Annotated in this window: 18 protein-coding genes; 7 read left to right on the top strand and 11 right to left on the bottom strand. The window is 61.7% G+C overall.

Going from position 1 to position 20243, the window contains the following annotated elements; translation table 11 throughout:
• The first annotated feature begins 10 nt into the window (after positions 1–10).
• From trpD to EV130_RS29715, 4 genes are read left to right on the top strand one after another with little or no spacing between them, the layout of a single operon-like run.
• Positions 11–1027: an anthranilate phosphoribosyltransferase gene (gene trpD, locus EV130_RS29700; protein ID WP_074061300.1), complete on the top strand. Its 1017-nt coding sequence runs from the start codon at positions 11–13 to the stop codon at positions 1025–1027.
• A gap of 9 nt (positions 1028–1036) precedes the next feature.
• Complete coding sequence (gene trpC, locus EV130_RS29705; RefSeq protein ID WP_074061301.1) at positions 1037–1849, top strand: indole-3-glycerol phosphate synthase TrpC; 813 nt, start codon at positions 1037–1039, stop codon at positions 1847–1849.
• Position 1850: 1 nt separating this feature from the next.
• A complete protein-coding gene (gene moaC, locus EV130_RS29710) occupies positions 1851–2351 on the top strand; it encodes a cyclic pyranopterin monophosphate synthase MoaC (protein ID WP_074061302.1) in 501 nt (166 codons plus the stop codon).
• Positions 2348–3571, top strand: coding sequence for a molybdopterin molybdotransferase MoeA (locus tag EV130_RS29715; protein WP_074061303.1), 1224 nt, complete (start codon positions 2348–2350; stop codon positions 3569–3571). Before moaC ends, EV130_RS29715 begins: the two co-directional genes overlap by 4 nt.
• Positions 3572–3608: 37 nt before the next feature.
• Here EV130_RS29715 and EV130_RS29720 read toward each other — a convergent pair whose 3' ends face one another.
• The 6 genes from EV130_RS29720 to EV130_RS29745 form a co-directional block, all read right to left on the bottom strand.
• Entirely contained in the window at positions 3609–4259 is a 651-nt protein-coding gene (locus EV130_RS29720; protein WP_074061304.1) for a class I SAM-dependent methyltransferase, read from the bottom strand.
• 32 nt (positions 4260–4291) lie between these two features.
• A complete protein-coding gene (locus tag EV130_RS29725) occupies positions 4292–4723 on the bottom strand; it encodes a GNAT family N-acetyltransferase (RefSeq protein WP_074061305.1) in 432 nt (143 codons plus the stop codon).
• A gap of 56 nt (positions 4724–4779) precedes the next feature.
• Positions 4780–6678, bottom strand: coding sequence for a DEAD/DEAH box helicase (locus tag EV130_RS29730; RefSeq protein WP_132662489.1), 1899 nt, complete (start codon positions 6676–6678; stop codon positions 4780–4782).
• A gap of 109 nt (positions 6679–6787) precedes the next feature.
• Positions 6788–8647, bottom strand: coding sequence for a CHASE2 domain-containing protein (locus EV130_RS29735; RefSeq protein WP_132662490.1), 1860 nt, complete (start codon positions 8645–8647; stop codon positions 6788–6790).
• A 6-nt stretch (positions 8648–8653) separates the two neighbouring features.
• Entirely contained in the window at positions 8654–9172 is a 519-nt protein-coding gene (locus EV130_RS29740; RefSeq protein ID WP_074061308.1) for a FecR domain-containing protein, read from the bottom strand.
• A gap of 150 nt (positions 9173–9322) precedes the next feature.
• Complete coding sequence (locus tag EV130_RS29745; protein ID WP_132662491.1) at positions 9323–10468, bottom strand: citrate synthase; 1146 nt, start codon at positions 10466–10468, stop codon at positions 9323–9325.
• 83 nt (positions 10469–10551) lie between these two features.
• Between EV130_RS29745 and EV130_RS29750 the strand changes: the two genes are divergently transcribed.
• Positions 10552–11637, top strand: coding sequence for a citrate synthase/methylcitrate synthase (locus tag EV130_RS29750; protein WP_074061309.1), 1086 nt, complete (start codon positions 10552–10554; stop codon positions 11635–11637).
• A gap of 344 nt (positions 11638–11981) precedes the next feature.
• On the opposite strand, the gene EV130_RS29755 is transcribed toward EV130_RS29750, so the two are convergent.
• The 4 genes from EV130_RS29755 to EV130_RS29770 all read right to left on the bottom strand — a co-directional run bounded on the left by EV130_RS29755 (position 11982) and on the right by EV130_RS29770 (position 16112).
• Complete coding sequence (locus EV130_RS29755; RefSeq protein ID WP_132662492.1) at positions 11982–13610, bottom strand: CTP synthase; 1629 nt, start codon at positions 13608–13610, stop codon at positions 11982–11984.
• A 140-nt stretch (positions 13611–13750) separates the two neighbouring features.
• Positions 13751–14218 (bottom strand): preprotein translocase subunit SecG, encoded by a 468-nt coding sequence (secG, locus tag EV130_RS29760; RefSeq protein ID WP_132552950.1) that lies wholly within the window; start codon positions 14216–14218, stop codon positions 13751–13753.
• A gap of 104 nt (positions 14219–14322) precedes the next feature.
• Entirely contained in the window at positions 14323–15093 is a 771-nt protein-coding gene (gene tpiA, locus EV130_RS29765; protein ID WP_132552949.1) for a triose-phosphate isomerase, read from the bottom strand.
• A 134-nt stretch (positions 15094–15227) separates the two neighbouring features.
• Positions 15228–16112 (bottom strand): dienelactone hydrolase family protein, encoded by an 885-nt coding sequence (locus EV130_RS29770; RefSeq protein WP_132662493.1) that lies wholly within the window; start codon positions 16110–16112, stop codon positions 15228–15230.
• Positions 16113–16326: 214 nt separating this feature from the next.
• On the opposite strand from EV130_RS29770, the gene parE reads away from it, so the two are divergent.
• A complete protein-coding gene (parE, locus tag EV130_RS29775; RefSeq protein WP_132662494.1) occupies positions 16327–18381 on the top strand; it encodes a DNA topoisomerase IV subunit B in 2055 nt (684 codons plus the stop codon).
• A 152-nt stretch (positions 18382–18533) separates the two neighbouring features.
• Entirely contained in the window at positions 18534–19667 is a 1134-nt protein-coding gene (locus EV130_RS29780; RefSeq protein WP_132662495.1) for an esterase-like activity of phytase family protein, read from the top strand.
• A gap of 12 nt (positions 19668–19679) precedes the next feature.
• Here the strand turns inward: EV130_RS29780 and EV130_RS29785 are convergent, their stop codons facing one another.
• Positions 19680–20135: an OsmC family protein gene (locus EV130_RS29785; RefSeq protein ID WP_132662496.1), complete on the bottom strand. Its 456-nt coding sequence runs from the start codon at positions 20133–20135 to the stop codon at positions 19680–19682.
• Positions 20136–20243: the final 108 nt, after the last annotated feature.

Below are 20243 nucleotides of genomic sequence, written 5' to 3' on the forward strand. Positions count from 1 at the left end.
GCTGTAGCGCATGACCGATCTGAAGCCTCTTTTGGCCAAGGCTGCGAGTCGCGAGCCTCTGACCCGTGACGAGGCCCGCGAGGCCTTCGAAATCCTGATGTCCGGTCAGGCGACTCCTTCGCAGATCGGTGGTTTCTTGATGGCGCTGCGCGTCCGCGGCGAGACGGTCGATGAAATCGTCGGCGCTGCGACGACCATGCGCTCGAAGATGCTGCGGGTGGAAGCGCCTGCCGATGCGATGGATATCGTAGGCACCGGCGGTGACGGCAGCGGCACCTACAATATTTCGACGCTGGCGGCGCTGATCGTCGCGGGCGCCGGTGTTCCGGTCGCCAAGCACGGCAACCGGGCACTGAGTTCGAAATCGGGAGCCTCCGACAGTCTGGCAGCTCTGGGCGTCAAGCTCGAGATTGCGCCTGAAGTGATTACGCGATGCATCACCGAGGCGGGTGTCGGCTTCATGTTTGCCCAGCAGCACCATTCGGCGATGCGCCATGTCGGGCCTTCCCGCGTCGAGCTTGGGACCCGGACGATCTTCAACCTTCTCGGGCCGCTGACGAATCCGGCCGGAGTGCGCCGTCAGCTACTCGGTGTCTTTGCGCCGCAATGGGTCGTGCCTATCGCTGAGGTGATGCGCGACCTCGGTTCGGAGAGCGTCTGGGTCGTGCATGGTGATGGCCTCGATGAAATCACCACCACTGGCAAGACCAGCGTAGCCGCGCTTGAAAACGGCAAAATCCGCACCTTCGAGCTTTCTCCAGCGGATTTCGGAGTTTCACCCTGTGCACTTGCGGCGATCAAGGGCGGCGATGGCGTCGCCAATGCTGCAGCACTTCGCGAAGTGCTGAGCGGTGCGAGGAATGCCTATCGCGATATCGCCCTTGTCAATGCGGCTGCCTCGCTCGTCATTGCCGGCAAGGTAGAGACGATCGCCAACGGCATGACGCTCGCGACCGAATCGCTCGATAGCGGCGCGACCGCCGCAGCCCTCGATAAACTGATCGCCGTTTCGAACGATATCGACTAGGATTGGCCGATGACCGATATCCTGAAAAAGATTGAGACCTACAAGCGCGAGGAAATCGCCGCCGCCAGGGCGAAGGTTTCCCTTGCCGACTTGAAGGCGATGCAGGCAGGCAAAACCGCGCCGCGCGGCTTTCATAAGGCTCTCGTTGCCAAGCGCGATGCCGGACTTTACGGCCTGATTGCCGAGATCAAGAAGGCAAGCCCTTCTAAGGGTCTCATCCGCCCGCATTTCGATCCGCCGGCGCTCGCCAAAGCCTATGAAGCCGGCGGTGCCGCGTGCCTGTCCGTCTTGACCGACACGCCAAGCTTTCAAGGCGCGCCCGAGTTCCTGACGACTGCACGCGAAGCCTGCTCCCTTCCGGCCCTGCGCAAGGATTTCATGTTCGAGACCTACCAGGTGCACGAGGCACGCGCCTGGGGCGCGGATTGCATCCTGCTGATCATGGCCTCGCTTACTGATGACGAGGCTGAACGGCTGCAAGATGAAGCCTTTGCGCTGGACATGGACGTGCTGGTCGAAGTGCATGACGCCGCAGAAATGGAGCGGGCGCTGAAGCTCTCCTCACCGCTCGTTGGCATCAACAACCGCGACCTGCGCACCTTCAAGGTCAGCCTGAACGTCAGCGAAGAGCTTTCGGCGATGGTGCCGGAGGACCGGCTGCTGGTCGGCGAAAGCGGCATCTTCACGCATGCCGACTGCAAGCGGCTGCGGGCGGCCGGCATCAACACCTTCCTCGTCGGAGAAAGCCTGATGCGCAAGGATGACGTGACGGCTGCGACCCGCGCTCTGCTCTTCGGCGAAGCGGCAATCGCGGCGGCGTGACATGAGCGGCGAAAAGCCAGGACTTACCCATATAGCCGCCTCCGGTGAGGCCCACATGGTCGATGTCGGCGGCAAGGCCGATACGGTTCGCGTTGCAACCGCCCAAGGCCACGTTAAAATGGCGTCGCAAACGCTGCAATTGATCCTTGAAGGAAACGCGAAGAAGGGCGACGTCATCGGCACGGCGCGGCTGGCCGGCATCATGGCGGCCAAGCAGACGTCCAGCCTTATCCCGCTCTGTCATCCACTAATGCTGACGAATGTGAGCGTCGAGATCGAGCAGGATGTCGCCCTGCCCGGCCTGCGCGTCACAGCGACCGCCAAGCTCACCGGCAAGACCGGCGTTGAGATGGAAGCGCTAACCGCAGTGTCCGTCGCCTGCCTCACAATCTACGACATGGCGAAGGCCGCCGACAAGGCGATGGAGATCGGAGGTATCCGGCTTCTCGAAAAATCGGGCGGAAAATCCGGCGACTTTGTCCATCCGCAGGCTCGCCGATGAGCCTCCTTCCGGTCGCAGAGGCGCAAGGCAGGTTGCTGGGGCAAGCCAAGCCGATTTCCGATGTAGAGACCGTTTCGCTTGCTGACGGCGATGAGCGCGTGCTTGCGGTCACCTTGACGGCGCGGCTGACGCAGCCGCCCTTCGATGCGTCTGCGATGGACGGCTACGCGCTACGCCGCGAGGATGCACCAGAACCTGGAGCCGAACTCAAGATCATCGGCACGTCCGCGGCAGGACACGCGTTTGACGGCGCCGTAGGCAAGGGTGAGGCGGTCCGCATCTTCACCGGCGCGCCGGTTCCCTCCGGCGCCGACAGCGTCCTGCTGCAGGAGGATGCTGAGAAAGTCGATGGAGGCATTCGCACGAAGTATCCTGTGCGCCAGGGCCAGCATATCCGTCCCCGCGGGCAGGATTTTTATGAAGACGAGGCGGTGCTCAGCGCCGGTACCGTCATGGATTTCACGCGGCTTACAGTGGCCGCCGCAATGAACCATGCTTCGCTCGACGTGCTGCGCAAACCGCTGGTGGCGATCCTTGCAACCGGTGACGAACTGTTGACGCCAGGAAGCGACCTGGGTTCCTCCCAGATCGTGGCGTCGAACACTTTCGGTATAGCGGCGCTGGTGCGCAAGGCTGGCGGCGACGTACTCGATCTCGGTATCGCGCCCGACGACAAGGTTGCTATCACGGCGTCGGTTCGCAGGGCTCAGGCGGCTGGTGCCGACGTCATCGTAACGCTCGGCGGCGCCTCCGTTGGCGACCATGACCTCGTGCAGGCCACACTGGTCGCGGCGGGTATGAAGCTCGATTTCTGGAAGATTGCCATGCGGCCGGGCAAGCCGCTGATGGTCGGCAGCCTCGGAAGCAGGCACGTACTCGGCCTGCCGGGCAATCCGGTTTCAAGCCTCGTCTGCGCCTTGCTGTTTCTCGAGCCGCTGGTCCGCAAGCTCGCCTGCCTGCCGCCGGTCAAGCGCGACGCTATGGTGGAGGCGGCTGTTACCCTCGCCTCCAACGATCAACGTCAGGATTATGTACGGGCAAAGCTCGCCAAATCCTCCTCCGGCAAGTGGCTGGCGGAGCCGTTCGGCAAGCAGGATTCGTCGATGATGAAGGTCTTTGCCCATGCCGACTGCCTGATCATCCGTCCGCCCCATGCGCCGCAGCTTCCGGCGGGCTCCCCCTGCCCGGTGATGCTGCTCCGGCCGGAGCTTCTCGGCTGACTTTCATGGAGAAGTGCGGTCCGTCGCGACCGCGGATCTAAAGCGAATACACCCCGCTCACGTTCTCCATGTCGGCCCCGAAGTCTGCGACGGCGTATGCCCTCACCAGCCGAAGCCGCTCACGGGGTAATGGCGCCCTGCCTGGGTCGCCGATCAGGACGCCGATGCCAGCGGCTCGGCAGCGGACGAGAAACGGCAGGATGCGGCTTGCAAGCCTGGCGTCGTAGAACACGTCGCCCGCCAGGATGACGTCGCAATCGGGAGGCGAATCGTCGAGGATATCGGCCTGCAGCGTTTCGATCGTAGTGCCATTTGCAGCAGCGTTGAGTTCTATCGCAGCAATCGCGTGAATATCGATGTCGATGGCGGTGATATGGGCAGCTCCTGCATTCGCAGCGGCAATAGCAACAAGGCCCGAGCCTGAACCGAGATCGAGGACATGGCGGTCGCTGACGGTTTGGGGCTGCGAGAGGATATGGCGGGCGAGAACCGTTCCGCCAGCCCAATGGTAAGCCCAGTAGGGTGCGGCGCCAACCGCACCGTTAAGCCTTGCCAGTCGCCCCAGGCCGCTCTCGGAATGTGCGGAATAGAGCAGTATCTCGGGAACTGACCGGACCGGCTGAAGGCGGAGGTTTTTGCGAATGAAATCTTCCGCTGCAGGATATTGCGGGCTGTCTTTGCCTGTCATTGGCGCCCTCGTGTCCACCGGAACTCGCGCGTTCAGTAGTTTCTCATGGCGAGATGCGGCATGCCTCCGTCGAGAAACTCATCGCCGAATGCAGTAAAGCCGAACTTCTCATAGAGCGCGACCTTGTCGCTTTGAGCCGTCAGGTAAAAGCGATTGCCGCGAACCGCGCAATGCGCCTCCATCGCAAAGCGGATCATCGCACTTGCGATGCCATGACCGCGCCATTGCGCTCCGACGGCCACGCGCCCGATCTTTACGTGATCGTCGAGATAGACGATCCGAAGCGTGCCCGCGACTTCGCCTGCCTGGATGGCGACGATGTGGTGGGCGCTTAAGTCGGCTTCATCAAATTCTTCATCAGCAGGTACATTCTGCTCACTGATGAAGACGGAGCGGCGCAACTTGAAAGCCTCGTTGCACAAGGTGCTGAAGAGCGGAACGGATAAAATCACTACCTCTGTCATGGCCACCTTCCTCAGGGAGCATAAACGGAAGGCGCCAATTGTCAGTCCGTCTCTACTCAGCCTTGCTTCTTCTTAGCGAACTTGCCCTTCGGCTCGAAACCACCCTTGCCTTCGAATTTAGGCTTTTTCGCTGCCTTGCCCCAAGGCTTGGCGTCGCGTTTCTCACTGTGATCGCCGGTTGCCGGAGCCGTTTTTCCCTTGAAGTCCTTCTTGAACTTGCCCTTAGGGCGATCGTCATGAGATGTGTCCTCACGGCGCTCGCCGTATGCCTTCTTTCCGGCATAAGGCTTTGCAGCAACCGGACGGCTGAAATCCGGGGTGCCGTTCAGACGCGTCACGCGGATGCCACGCTCCATCGTCTTGTTCGGTCCGACCGCTTGCGCGAAGGCTTCGGCGCTATCGGCAGAGATTTCCACATAGGTCTCTTCCGGTTGCATCTTGATCGCACCGATCTCGCGTTTCGTCAGATTGCCATTGCGGCAGAGCATCGGGATCAGCCAGCGCGGTTCGGCATTCTGCTTTCGGCCGACTGAAACCGAAAACCAGACACTCGGGCCGAAGTCGTCACGAGGGCCCTTCTGGCTCGGCTCACGGGGTTCGAAGGCATTGTCGCGACGCTGTCGCTTCCGGTCACCTTCGATCGAGACTTCGATCAAATCTTCCGGTGCCGATTGATTGGAGCGATAGAGGCGCACGAATGCTGCGGCAAGCTTCTCTGCTCCGTGCTTGGCAATGAGCTGGCTGACCAGTGCTTGATCCTCGTCGCGCCCTGCCTCGCTGAGGATGGGGTCGGCGAGCAGGCGCTCGTCGTCGCGCCGCATCACATCTTCGGCCGACGGTGGAAGAGCCCAGGTGGCGGCAATTCCGGCACTATCGAGGATGCGCTCCGCCTTACGGCGGGCATTGAGCGGCACGATCAGTGCGCTGACGCCCTTGCGCCCTGCCCGGCCGGTGCGGCCGCTGCGATGCAGCAGCGTCTCCGGATTGGTCGGCAGGTCGGCATGGATGACGAGGTCGAGGCCCGGGAGGTCGATGCCGCGGGCGGCGACATCCGTTGCGATGCAGACGCGGGCGCGGCCGTCGCGCATCGCCTGCAGGGCGTGCGTCCGCTCGTTCTGCGTCAGTTCGCCGGAGAGTGCCACGACTGCGAAATTGCGGTTGTTGAAGCGGGCCGTCAGATGATTGACCGCAGCGCGCGTCGAACAGAAGACGATGGCGTTGGTCGCCTCATAGTAGCGGAGGACATTGATGATCGCATTTTCGCGGTCAGCCGGCGCAGCGGCAAGCGCGCGATACTCGATATCAACATGCTGCTTTTCTTCGGTCTGCGTCGAAATACGCACGGCGTCGCGCTGGTAGCTCTTGGCCAGCTTGGCGATGGCGGAGGAAACCGTTGCCGAAAACATCAGCGTCCGGCGGTCGTCGGGTGCCGCTTCGAGGATGAACTCCAGATCTTCACGGAAGCCGAGGTCGAGCATCTCGTCCGCCTCGTCGAGCACGACGGCCTTCAAACCGGACATATCGAGAGCTTTCCGGCGGATATGGTCGCAAAGACGTCCGGGAGTACCGACGACAATATGGGCGCCGCGTTCCAGCGCACGGCGCTCGCTGCGGATATCCATACCGCCGACGCAGCTGACGATCAGCGCGCCTGTCATCTCGTAAAGCCATTCGAGCTCGCGCTTTACCTGCAAGGCAAGCTCGCGGGTCGGCGCGATCACGAGCGCCAGTGGTTCGGCGGCGGGTTCAAAGCGCTCCTCGCCTTCGAGTAGCGTCGGCGCCAGCGCAAGGCCAAAGGCGACGGTCTTGCCCGAGCCGGTTTGCGCCGAAACCAGCGCATCCGAAGCGACAAGCGCCGGATCGAGCATAGCTTTCTGAACGGGGGTCAGCGCTGCATAGCCGCGCTTTGCCAACGCCTTGGCGATCGCCGGTACGACGCTGTTGAGATCTGTCATCTGTCTGTCTTTCGGAATATCGGGCGCAGAAGCGCCGTGGCCGGAACCTGCCGGCAGAGCGGTTGGCGCGTTCCTACCCGCTAAGACGGCAAATGTCAAAGCGGCAATATCAGCCGGCGCAGCGCCACAGCCAGACGTCGATGCTGCCGGAACGGCCGCGGATTTTCGTCTCCAGCGGACCTTCGAGCGGACCTGCCGGCGACGGGCCGGCGCCGGCGGAGGCTGCGTGGACAAGTGCCGCACTAAACGCGATCTCAGCGCCGCGGCTGGCAGCAACTTCCATCAGACGGCTGGCGACATTGACGGTGTCGCCAGTTGCGGTGATCTGCTGGCGGTCGCCGGTGCCGAGTCGCGAGGCGACGACAGGCCCGCAATGGGCGCCGATCTTGAAGCCGATCTTCCGCCCCCCTTGGAGGTCTGAATGCGAATCGAGCCAGGAGCGCATGCGATCTGCGAGCGCCAGCGCGCAGGCGGCGGCGCGCGAAGCATCGTCTTCGGCTGGGTGCGGCAGCCCGAACAGGATCATCGCGCCGTCACCCATGAAGCTCGTGATTGCGCCGGCATGCGCCCGCGCCTCCTGGTCGGCTATCTCGAAAAAGCCGCTCAGGATCTCGCGCACGGTTACCGCTCCGACCGCTTCGCTAAGCCCTGTAAAGCCAGAGAGATCAATGAAGACCACCGCAGCCTGCTGCCGGACTGGTTCGGCAAGGAAGGATGGATCGCGTGCGAGCCACGCTCCAAGGCCGGGTGCTTCGATGCGTTGCAGGAGCTCGCTTTGGGCAGCGAAATGGCGCGCTTGGCGGCGTCCCAGAAAAAGTTGCGCTGCGCCGAAGACGAGAACCGGAGGCAATGCCGCGGCAATCGGCAACGCTGCGCTCAGCCAATAGCCTGCCTTGAACATGGCAAGATTGATGGTCGCCCAGACCACAAGGACGACGGCGATCAAGACGAAACCGATCAGGCTGCGTCGCCAGGCTATCAGGCCAACGAGCGCAAGCGGCAGGAGCACCGCGACAGTGGCATCCAGCCGGCGGATATTATGGTCGCGGACGATGCTATCTCCAGCGATCAGATGCGCGATCGCGGTTGAAATGACCTCTACCCCTGGGAGAACCGGATCGAATGGCGTCGGAAAAACGTCGCCACCGGCCGTGACGGTTGCGCCAATAACGACGACGCGGTTCTCGATTGCGTCTGCGGGCAACTTTCCACCGAGTGCATCCATCAGGCTGAAAGTTGGGATCGTCCGGCGCGGGCCATAGAAGGTAAGCGGTAGGCGCTGACCAGTGTCGGTCGGAATATGCTTGTCGGCAAAGGAGATTCTGCCCGGCTGGAAGGCGGGATCGCGATCGAGCGCCAGCGAGGCCGCGCGCAGCGGAAACGAGGGATCCACGCGCCCGGCGCTTCGCGAGATCAGCGGAATGAAGCGGGGGACCCCCGTCTCATCCGTTGCAACATTAACGACGCCGGTGGCTGCGATATCGGAAAAGCGCTTGAGAGGAAGGAGCAGGCTGTCGGCCACGGGAATGCCTGAAAGAGGATCGTTCGGATCGCTCGTCACCATCTGTTTACTTTCCGGAAAGACGGCGGCAGCCGCGATGACGGAGGGCACAAGCCCGAGCGCCGATGCAAGTGCGACGTCCCCTTCCTCGGGGCCGGGATCGATCAAGAGAAGATCAATTGCGATCGTCTTCGGCTTCAACGCGGCAACGGCAGTGATTGCACGGGCAAGAGTTGCCCGACCGACGGGAAAACCGTGCGAAGCTGCGGTGCGGTCGTCTATCGCAATGATCGCGACGGCAGGTGGCGGCGTCTTGCCACCGATCAGCACGCTTCGAATATCGGTCAGCGAAGCTTCCATGCGGTCGAGGAACCCGGCGCTGCCGGTGAGATGCAGGGAGCCTAGAAAGCCTCCCCAGAGCGCCGACAGAAGAAGGGCTGCAGTGATCAGAAATCGCTGGCGCGGCATGAGGGTCTACTGGCCGAGGCGGGCAAGCAGGGCGGCGGCGCGGGCGGCCGGCCAACGGCGCACCTCGAGCGCACCCGTGCCGCTCACAACGTCGACACCCTCGCCGGGGCCCAGCACCACGGGATCACCGGCAGGACGGCGCACGGCAACGGAGCCCTGGACCACGAGCACGGAGGTCTGGCCGCCTGCGACATCGACCGCCCATTGCGTACCGCGCACCGCAGCGATTGCCTGCGGCGTCACCACCTGAAAGCCGCCCGTGTTGCGGGCGTCGTCGACATCGACCAGGATTGCCTTGCCACGCAGCGACACAACATCGGGGCTGCCATCGCGGTTGCGGTCATTCAGCCTGAAGGCGGCACCCGCCTCGGCGGTTACCGTTACCCCGTTGGGGCAGCGGAGAATCTCACGCCCGCCCGCTGCATTCTCGACAGTGCAGCCGCCCGTTTGGCCAAGCGCTGCGCCCGCCGGCAGCAGAAATGCTGCAAGGGCGGTTGCGGCAGAACCGCGCAGGAATGCTGCCATTACGCTCATGATACGTCCCCACCTCGCGCAAGCACTCCACACGGGCATGGTGTTCGCCATGCGGTCAAGCGCTTGACCCGGCACCGCCACCATAAAACAAAACAAGGATTTCGTATGCAGAAAAGCGCAAGCTGGCAAGGCCTGCCGGCCTTACGCACCAGCGGTTTCAATCGACGGACCGGTGTAACGGGCTCTTGGACGAATGAGATGGCCGCTCTCGACCTGTTCCATCGCGTGCGCCAGCCATCCGCAGCTGCGGGCGAGCGCGAAGATCACGAGCGGCGCATCCTGTGGGAGCTCGAAGCGTTCCGCCATTGCCGTCAGCGCGAAATCGATGTTGACGCGCTCGCCGATCATCGCTTCGCCGGCCATTCGGATCTCGAGAAAAACCTCCGATGGCGTAAAATGCGCAAGCAGTGCCTCAGCGCGGATATCACCCTCCGGATAGAGCGGATGACCGAAGGCGCAAATCCCAGTGCCCTGCGCCAGGATGCGGCGGATGGCTTGCCTGGCGCCAATGCGCGTAGCCGTCTCGGAAAGCGTTGCCACGGCCTCCCAAGCGCCGCCGTGCAGCGGACCCGTCAACGTTGCAAGGCCGGAAAGCACCGATGCGGAAAAGGGCGCACCCGTGGAAGCCGTGACGCGTGCGGCAAAGGCCGATGCATTGAGCTCGTGATCGGCAAGAAGCACTAAAGCGCGGCGCACCGCATCGCTGGCTTCTGGCCGGCCCCAGCTTTTTGCAAGGCGCCGATGGAGAGGTTGGTCCGATGCGCCTGGCGCGAGCGCAGAGGCGATCGTCGTCATGACATCTTGCGCTTCGGCTCTCAAGGTCGCGAGCGAACGGCCGAGGCTCGGCAGGTCTTGAGGCACGCGGGCTGCGAGGGCCGAGAAAGCGGCAGCAACGGACGGAACGCGCGCCTCGCTCCCGCCTTCGGCGATGTTGATAGGCGTGGCCTTGCTCCAAAGAAGTGCCGCTGCCTCTTCAAGCGTTGCATATTCGCAAAGCTTGGCGGCATCACGTCCGCGATAGTAGAGACGGCCATTGACGACGGTTGAAACCGCTGACGGAAGGACCGGATCGCCCCACCGGATGGCCTCCGCTGCGACGGTCTCGATCTTGCGCCGCCCTGCGTGGCGCTCGGCGAGCCGTGTGATGTCGGCGGTGTGGTAGAGGCTGCGGCGCGGGTCGGACGGATCGGGTTTGGCGCGTATGCGTCCCCGGCTGACATTGGCATATAGCGTCTGCGGTTTGGTGCCAAGACGGGATAGCGCTTCCTCTGCAGTCAACCAGGACATCGAAACCTCATATTGATCAATTTCATCAAGATTGACGTCAACCAATCTAGGGTCGATCTTCTTATCCGTAAAGGAGAATGGTTATGAAAAACGGTTTGGACGATGTGATTGCCGCAGAGACGCGGCTTTCGGATGTCGATGGCCCGGGCGGTCGGCTGATCATTCGCGGCGTGTCGCTCGACGACCTCGTTGCTGACGGCACCTATGAAAGCGTCGCGGCGCTGCTGCTCGACGGAGTTATGGAAGCGCATGTCAATGCCGAGGGTTTGAAAGAACGGCTCGGAGCCGCACGCGCAGAAATCTACGCATATGTCGTGGCCGACGCCACCCTCCTCGCCCTGCCGCCGGTCGATGCCATGCGGGCACTGATTGCGCGACTTCCTGACGGCGAGGATTTCGAAACGGCGGTCATGCTCCTTGCGGCCCCGGCCGTGTTCCTGCCGGCGGTTCTGCGGCTGCAGTGCAAACAAGCGCCTGTTCGGCCGGATACCTCGATATCGCAAGCCTCGGACATCCTACGCATGATGACGGGCAGGCTCCCGAGCGTCGAGCAAACGGCTGCGCTCGACGCCTATCTGGTGACGATTTCTGATCACGGGTTGAACGCCTCGACCTTCGCATCGCGGGTGATCGCCTCGACGAATGCCGGCCTCACATCCTCAGTACTCGCAGCGATCAGCGCGCTGAAAGGTCCGCTGCATGGCGGCGCGCCGGGACCTGTCCTCGACATGCTGGATGCGATCGGCGCCGAAAGCCATGCGAAAAACTGGCTCGCAACCGCCCTTGACCGCGGCGAGAGGCTGATGGGCTTCGGCCATCGCATCTATCGGGTCCGCGACCCGCGTGCCGACGCCTTGAAAAATGCCCTGAAGCCTCTTGTTGCAACCGGCCAGGTCGATCCAGCGCGAATCACTCTGGCCGAGGCGATCGAAAAGGCTGCGCTCGCGATCCTCAAGGAACGTAAGCCGGATCGTCGCCTGGACGTGAATGTCGAATTCTATACTGCGTTGCTTCTGGAATCGCTTGGCTTCCCGCGCGAGGCCTTCACCGGCGTCTTTGCGATCGGCCGCACTGTCGGCTGGATTGCGCATGCGCGCGAGCAGCAGCTTGAAGGCAGGTTGATCAGGCCAAAGTCTGTTTATGTTGGGCCTTTTCCGATCGCGGCATGAACAGCGCTCCGGCGGCAGGTTCACGCCCGCCTCCGGATCTGCAGGCTCCCGCGATTTTAGACATCGATGAACCGTGCCCGTGGCGGGCCTGGAGCTGGCATAGATGCCGCCTCCTCAAGCCGGGAAACGACGATCCGATCCAACCGCAGAAACGGTCTAGAGCTGGTGTGCAATGGCAATGACCGTGTTGCCAGCCATGGAGTCGTAGTGCGTTTGAAGAGCGTGGCCACGGCATCCGGCAACCATTCGGCCATGGCGGTGTTACGGATGCCGAATGCAAGGGCATCTGGTAGGTGTAGTCGCCTCCTCTTGTCACATGGAGGCGACGTGTTTCAGGGGCGAAATCAGACCAGCCGGCTCTGCTCGGTTGCGGCTTCAATGAAGCTTGCAAAGAGCGGATGCGGGTCGAGCGGGCGCGACTTGAGTTCTGGGTGATACTGGACGCCGATGAACCAGGGGTGATCCGGATATTCGATCGTTTCGGGCAAGACACCGTCCGGCGACATGCCGGAGAAAACAAGGCCGCAGTTTTCCAGGCGGTCCTTGTAGTCGACGTTTACTTCGTAGCGGTGGCGATGGCGCTCGGAAATGTCTGTCGAGCCGTAGATTTCGGAAATCTTCGTACCCCTCTTGAGCGACGCCTTGTAGGCGCCGAGCCGCATCGTGCCGCCCAGATCACCCGAAGCCGTGCGCTTCTCCAGGGCATTGCCCTTGATCCACTCGGTCATCAGACCAACGACCGGCTCCTTGGTCGGGCCGAACTCGGTGGAGGAGGCATGCTCGACGTCAGCAAGATTGCGTGCGGCTTCGATGACCGCCATCTGCATGCCGAAGCAGATGCCGAAATACGGCACCCTTCGCTCGCGGGCGAAGCGGGCGGCGTGGATCTTGCCTTCCGAACCCCGCTCGCCGAAGCCGCCGGGAACGAGAATACCGTGGACCTTTTCGAGGTACGGCGCGGGATCTTCCTTTTCGAATATCTCCGATTCGATCCATTCGAGATTGACCTTGACGCGATTGGCGATGCCGCCATGATGCAGCGCCTCGATCAGCGACTTATAGGCATCCTTGAGGCCAGTGTACTTGCCAACAATCGCGATCGTGACTTCCCCTTCCGGCGTGCGGATGCGGTTGCAGACTTCTTCCCACGGCTCAAGACGTGGCTTTGGCGCCGGCTCGATGCCGAAGGCGGCGAGCACTTCGCTATCGAGGCCTTCCCTGTGATAGGCCATCGGCACATCGTAGATGTTGGCGACGTCGAGCGCCTGGATGACGGCGGACGGACGTACGTTGCAGAAGAGCGAGAGCTTGCGGCGCTCGGCTTCCGGAATTTCTCGGTCGGCGCGCACCAGCAGGATATCGGGGTGAATGCCAAGCGCCTGCAGTTCCTTCACGGAATGCTGCGTCGGCTTGGTCTTCAACTCGCCGGCAGCCGGTATGTAGGGCATCAGTGTCAGGTGGACGTAGATCGCCGCGCCGCGCGGCAGGTCGTTGCCGAGTTGGCGGATCGCCTCCATGAAGGGCATCGCCTCGATATCGCCGACCGTGCCGCCAATCTCGCAGATGACGAAGTCGTAGTCGTCATTTCCCTCCACCACGAAATCCTTGATCTCATTGGTAACGTGCGGAATGACCTGGACGGTTGCGCCGAGATAGTCGCCGCGGCGTTCCTTGTCGATGATGTTCTTGTAGATGCGGCCGGTGGTGATGTTGTCGGTCTTGGTCGCCGAACGCCCGGTGAAACGCTCGTAGTGGCCGAGATCGAGGTCGGTTTCTGCGCCGTCGTCAGTGACGAAGACTTCGCCGTGCTGGGTCGGGCTCATGGTGCCCGGATCCACGTTCAGATAGGGGTCGAGTTTGCGAAGCCGCACCCGATAACCACGGGCCTGCAACAACGCTCCGAGAGCCGCAGCCGCAATTCCCTTGCCGAGAGAGGAAACCACGCCGCCAGTGATGAATACGTATCGCGCCATGGGAGTCACCGGATACCTTTTCAAAAACGATTCCACCAGCCCAAAAATTCTTTTCCAGAACTTTTGGTGCCAGCTCGGAATCTGAACAAAAGAAAACCGGCAGACCCTGGGGCCTGCCGGCGGTTTATTGGTTGACCGGGTTATTGCCCCGTTGGGACGCCCGTTCCGTTTTGTGCCGGGGCTGCCGGAGTCGCAGGCGTTGCCGGGGCTGTCGCAGGTGCGGTAGTCGTAGGCGCCTGAGCGCCTGGGGCTGCGCCGCTGTTTGGAACGCCGTTGCCGGCAGGCTGGTTCTGGGGCTGCTGCTGAGTGCCGCCGCCAAGCGAATCGAGAATTCCGTTGCCCTGCCCGCTGGTTGCGGGGATGCGGTCGAGAATATCGGTCGGATTGCTCTGATAGCGCGTCAGGATGCCGAGCCCCAGCGAGGTGATGAAGAACAGCGCTGCGAGGATAGCAGTCGTACGCGTCAGCGCATTGGCCGTTCCGCGCGCCGACATGAAGCCGGAACCGCCGCCGATGCCAAGGCCGCCGCCTTCCGAGCGCTGGATGAGCACGACGCCGACAAGCGCCAGCACGATCATGAGGTGGATGACAATCAATACTGTCTGCATGGGTCCAGTCCTGCCCGCATGCGGCGGGCATCGAATAAAATCTGGCGCTGTTTACATGAGGTGATCCGCTATTCCAAGCCCTTGGGCCCAGAATATATATGGCATCACGCGAGCAGCGCTTCGTATGCGCCGTAGATGGCGAGGAAATCGGATGCTTTCAAGCTCGCGCCGCCAATCAACGCGCCGTCGACATTGGCGATGCCCATCAGTTCCCTGGCATTGCCGGGCTTGACGGAGCCACCATAGAGAATCCGGACTTTCCCGCCATTCGCGCCGAAACGAGCAATGAGTTCCGAACGCATGAAGGCATGCGCCCTCTCGACGTCCTGCACTGTCGGCGTTAGGCCGGTGCCGATTGCCCAGACAGGTTCGTAGGCGATCACGGTGTTTTCCGGGGTCGCGATGTCTGGGACAGAGGCGGAAAGCTGTCGCTTGAGAATGTCAAGCGTCTGCCCGGCCTTGCGCTGGTCGGCCGTCTCGCCGATACAAATGATGGCGGTCAGATCGGCAGCGAAGGCGGCCCCGGCCTTGGCGCGGACGAGATGGTCGGTCTCGGCATGGTCCGTCCGGCGCTCCGAATGGCCGACAATCACATAGGTTCCGAAGCAATCGGCAATCATCTCGGCTGAGATATCGCCGGTATGCGCGCCCGACGGGCTCTGATGGCAATCCTGCGCACCAATCGCAAGCGGGCTGTCGGTGCAGAGCGCGGTCGCGACATAAAGCAGCGTCGCGGGCGGGCAGATGAGCGCCTCGACCTTCTCGGCGATGGGCGAATGCACGCCTTCCGCAATCGCCTTGATCTGATCGAGAGAGGCGCGCGTGCCGTTCATTTTCCAGTTTCCCGCCACGAGCGGGCGCACGTCAGGTGTCATGCCAGCCTTCCCAATTTCTCCGTATTGAGCGGCCTTAGCAAAAGCAGTCGGCATTGAAAAGCTTTTGAACCTTCACGTAAGGGAAATAGGGGCCGATTTGCCGTGCAAATGCCAAAAAAATGGCGGCGCACCGTCTAAGAAGCGAGAATCGAGTTCAAAACCTTCCGCCAATCGATCATGCGGATCGGCGTGCCGTGATTGCCATTTTGAAAAAGCGTGAAATGGGCAGGATATTTCGCCTCATGAAGTTTTTCGAAGAGAGCTTGCTGGCCGGCAGCGGCATAGACCGGATCGCGGCTGCCATGGACGAACCAAAGCGGCAGCTTGGCCTTGTAGAACGCGCTCCTTGCGAAATCCGGATCCGTGACGCCGCTCATGACGACCATGCCCTTCAGCAATTTGACGCTGCCTGCATCGCGCGCAATTCCCCAGCAGACCTGACTGCCCATGGAAGCACAGGAAAGGATTACCGGGCGGCCGCCGGATTTCGAGCTCGCATAGCGGATCAGCTCGGCCATGTCTGTCACGCCCTCGCCGTCGAAGGTGCGCACAGTCGGCGAATAGTAGACTCCGCCATTGGCCACGGCCAGGTTTTTGAGCCGATTGAAGTTGCCGCCGAAGCTGTAGTCGTTGACGCCGAGCCGCCGGTCGCCGTCGCGCCCGTGGATGAAGATCACGGTGAATTGCGCATTGTCTACCGGTCCCACCCTCGTGAGCTCCACCCTGCGGCCATTGAGCGACAGCGTTTGGTCCTGCTGCTGCTTGCGCACAGCGAGCGACACGTATTTCTGCTGCACGCGCTTCTGCGGGATCTGGTCGCGGCCGTTGATGTCGCGCATCTCGTCATATTCGATGGCTTCGAAGGCACCGCCATCGGAGGTTTGCAACACGTTCTGTCTGGAGAAAAGTTCCTCCTTGTAGGGCGCCAGCGTGTCGGCTGCTGCGCTGCCGATCCTGGCGGACAGGAAAAAGGTCGCAATTGCGGCGACAATCGTGCAATGACTTGTGGACATTCTCATTCGGGCGGTTTCCTAACCATCATGCCGCTTGCCATTCTAGGCCCGGCAACGCAAACCAATCGATAGAATCCCGCCATACGGGCGGCGTCGCCTAACGAGGCGATTTCTGGCAGAATCTGCCTGATTCGCTAACGTGACATCAAATGCGGTGATTTTGGGTCTGCCCCCTAGCGCACATGCGGCCCAAGACAGGATTGAAGATCTGAACGACTCCATGGATGACAGCAACGACCTCTTTTCCGCAATGCCCCTGATGCCGAAGCAGGAGGCGGCCGCAAAGCCAGCCGAAAAGCCTGCTGCGGCCTCTGCGTTGCGTCCTGCCCCTGTAGCATCGGGCTCCGACGACTATGGTGCATCCTCCATCCGGGTTCTCGAAGGCTTGGAACCGGTGCGCATGCGTCCCGGAATGTATATCGGCGGCACGGACGAAAAGGCGCTGCACCACCTCTTTGCCGAAGTCATCGACAACTCGATGGACGAAGCGGTCGCCGGCCATGCGAACTTCATCGAGGTGCATCTCGATATCCAGGGCTATTTGACGGTCAGCGACAATGGCCGCGGCATCCCCGTCGAGAACCATCCCCAGGTTCCGGGCAAGTCGACGCTCGAAGTCATCATGACCAAGCTCCATGCCGGCGGCAAGTTCGACGGCAAGGCATACGAAACCTCAGGCGGTCTGCACGGCGTCGGCGTTTCGGTCGTCAACGCGCTGTCGGATTATCTCGAGGTTGAAGTGGCGCGAAACCGCAAGCTCTATCGCCAGCGTTTCTCACGCGGCATGCCGCAAGGCGGTCTCGAGGAGCTCGGCGATGTGCATAACCGCCGCGGCACCCGCGTGCGCTTCCATCCCGACCCTCAGATTTTCGGCGATCATGCGAAATTCGATGCCGGGCGCGTTTTCCGCATGGCACGCTCGAAAGCCTATCTTTTCGGCGGCGTCGAAATCCGCTGGAGTTGCGATGAAGGCGTGCTGGCGGACGGCTCGGAAATCCCGGATAAGGCAGTCTTCCACTTTCCCGGTGGCCTGAAAGACTACTTGAAGGCGACGATGGGCAAGGAATTCACTGTCACGCGCGAAATCTTCGCCGGCAAGACAGAGAAAGCAAGCGGTCACGGTTCGCTCGAATGGGCGATCACCTGGTACGGTGGCGACCAGCAGATCCACTCCTACTGCAACACCATTCCCACGCCAGAGGGCGGCACGCACGAGGCGGGCCTGCGCATCGCGCTGACCAGGGGGCTGAAGGCCTATGCCGACCTGACGCAGAACAAGCGCGCAGCACAAATCACCACCGACGATGTGATGATTTCCGCAGTCGGCATGCTGTCGGTTTTCATCCGCGAGCCGGAATTCGTCGGGCAGACCAAGGACAGGCTTGCGACTGCCGAGGCGCAGCGCATCGTCGAGAATGCGCTTCGCGATCCCTTCGATCATTACCTGGCGGACAATCCCAACGAGGCCGAAAAGCTGCTCGACTGGGTAATCGAGCGCGCCGAAGAGCGTTTGCGACGCCGCAAGGAAAAGGAAGTCAACCGCAAGACGGCGGTGCGCAAACTGCGCCTTCCGGGCAAACTAGCCGATTGCGCACAGAACACCGCTCAGGGTGCCGAACTCTTCATCGTCGAAGGCGATTCGGCAGGCGGTTCCGCCAAGCAGGCGCGCAACCGCGCCAATCAGGCGATCCTGCCTTTGCGCGGCAAGATCCTGAACGTTGCGAGCGCCGGCCGCGAAAAGCTGGGCGCCAACCAGCAGCTTGCGGATCTCGTCCAGGCCCTCGGCTGCGGCACCCGCTCCAAATATCGCGAGGAAGACCTACGCTACGAGCGCATCGTCGTGATGACCGATGCCGATGTCGACGGTGCCCACATCGCGTCGTTGCTGATCACATTCTTCTATCAGGAGATGCCCGAGCTCGTGCGCGGCGGCCACTTGTTCCTGGCCGTGCCTCCGCTCTACAAGATCACCCAGGGTGCCAAGTCCGCTTATGCGCGCGACGACGCCCACCGCCAGGAGCTGATGGAAACGGAATTCAAGGGCAAGGCGAAGATCGAGATCAGCCGCTTCAAGGGGCTCGGCGAAATGCTGCCGGCGCAACTCAAGGAAACGACTATGGATCCGACCAAGCGCACGCTGCTGCGCGTGGTGATCGACGACGTCGATTTCGAAGGAACCCGCACCGCGGTCGACGACCTGATGGGCACGAAGCCGGATGCGCGCTTCCGATTCATTCAGGAGCGTGCTGCCTTTGCCGAAAACCTCGATATTTGAGCTTCCGCAATTTCACGGAACTGACGAAGAACCATAACAACTTCGTCAAATAACCGGTGCATGAGAAAAGACGCGACCGGCGCATCCTTTTCTTTGCAGACGGGGTAGCGCGGTTCGTTCCGCTCTTCACGCGTGCCTGCCGGATGTTTGCCATGACCAAGCGTTTCCTCGCGACTGCCAGCTTTTCGCTCCTCTCCAGCGCCGCTCTCCACGCCACCGATATCGGCGCGACCTTCGAGACTCCATGCCCCTTCGGCGACTGCGCGGCCAACATCTCCCTCACCTATCTCGGTGAATTCGTCATCCCGACAGGCCACAGGGAAAACGGTGTCGAATTCGGCGGCATTTCCGGCCTCGATTTCGACGCGGCAACGGGCCACTACATCGCCATCAGCGACGACCGCTCGGAAAGAGGTCCGGCTCGCTTTTACGAGCTCGCAGTCGATGTCGACGGTGCCGGCCTGAAGGGTATTGCCGTTGTCAAGCAAGTGACACTGAAGGACAGGAGCGGCAAACCCTTCGCCAGGCGCACCGTCGATCCCGAGTCGATCCGGCTCGGCCGGGATGGTATCTACTGGGGCAGCGAAGGCGACGGCAAGGCGCTGATCGCCCCCTTCGTCCGCGTGACCTCGCAGGACGGCGTGTTCATGCGCGAGTTCAAGTTGCCGGAAGGCTTCGCGCCGACGGCCGACAAGTCGACGGGCATCCGCGACAACCTCGCCTTCGAAGACCTGGCAATCGCGCCTTCCGGGGATGTCTTTGTTGGCGTCGAGGCGGCGCTCTACCAGGACGGCCCGGCAGCTTCGCTGATGGGGGCCAGCCTGTCGCGCATCATCCGCTACGATGGGACGACCGGCGAGCCAAAGGCGCAATATGTCTATCCAATCTCGCCGATCCCACAGGCCGCGCAGAAGGCTGACGGCAGCAACGACAACGGAATGTCGGAGATCATCGCGCTCGATAACCACCGGTTGCTCACTGTCGAGCGCAGCTATGCCCAGGGCGTCGGCAATAATGTGAAGATCTTCATGATCGATCTCGATGGCGCTACCGACGTCTCGGCGATCGCCTCGCTTTCGAAGACCGATCAGCGTGTGGTTCCCGTCCGCAAGAGCCAAGTTCTCGACCTGCGTGCATCCGGCCTCATACCGGACAATATCGAGTCCATGGCGATCGGCAAGGCTAAGGACGGCAGCGACGTGCTGATCCTCGGCTCCGACAACAACTTCTCGACCAGCCAAAAAACGCAGTTTTACGTCTTCGAAATACTGCGCCGTCCGAAGTAGCAACCCGTGCAGCTAGTCGAGGCGAACCTCGATATTCGTCTTCACCGAATTGGCGAGGAAACAGAGTTCATGGGCCTCATGATGAAGCTTTTCTTCCATTTTCCGGCTCGGCGCTTCGTCCGCATAGATCACGGCGGGCTTCAGCTCGACGCGGCTCACGAGCATTTTTCCGTCGACCTTCTCCATGATCCCAGTCGCGGTATCGACATAGCTGTTAACGACGATGCCCTTCTTCGAGGCAAGCCACAGGTAGAACAGCATGTGGCAGCTGGAGAGCGCCGCGACATAAGCCTCCTCAGGATCGACGTTCTCGGCGACCGAATACGGAAGCGGTACGTTGTGCGGCGAAGCCGATGCGGGAACCGAAAGGCCCCCATCGAAATTCCACATATGACCGCGGCTGTATTTTCCGTCCGTGAAAGTACCTCCGCCGCGCTGCCAAGATACTTCCGCTGAAAATTTCGTCATCGGTCGAACGATTCCTATGAAACCTGATGCCCCACCCTGCGGCCATTTTCACCGGCTAACAAGGTCCGGAGGAAATTTCCGTCACATTCCGTACAGAGGCTTAAGATA

The sequence above is a fragment of the Rhizobium azibense genome (assembly GCF_004342325.1).
In the GTDB taxonomy this organism is placed as follows: Bacteria; Pseudomonadota; Alphaproteobacteria; order Rhizobiales; family Rhizobiaceae; genus Rhizobium; species Rhizobium etli_B.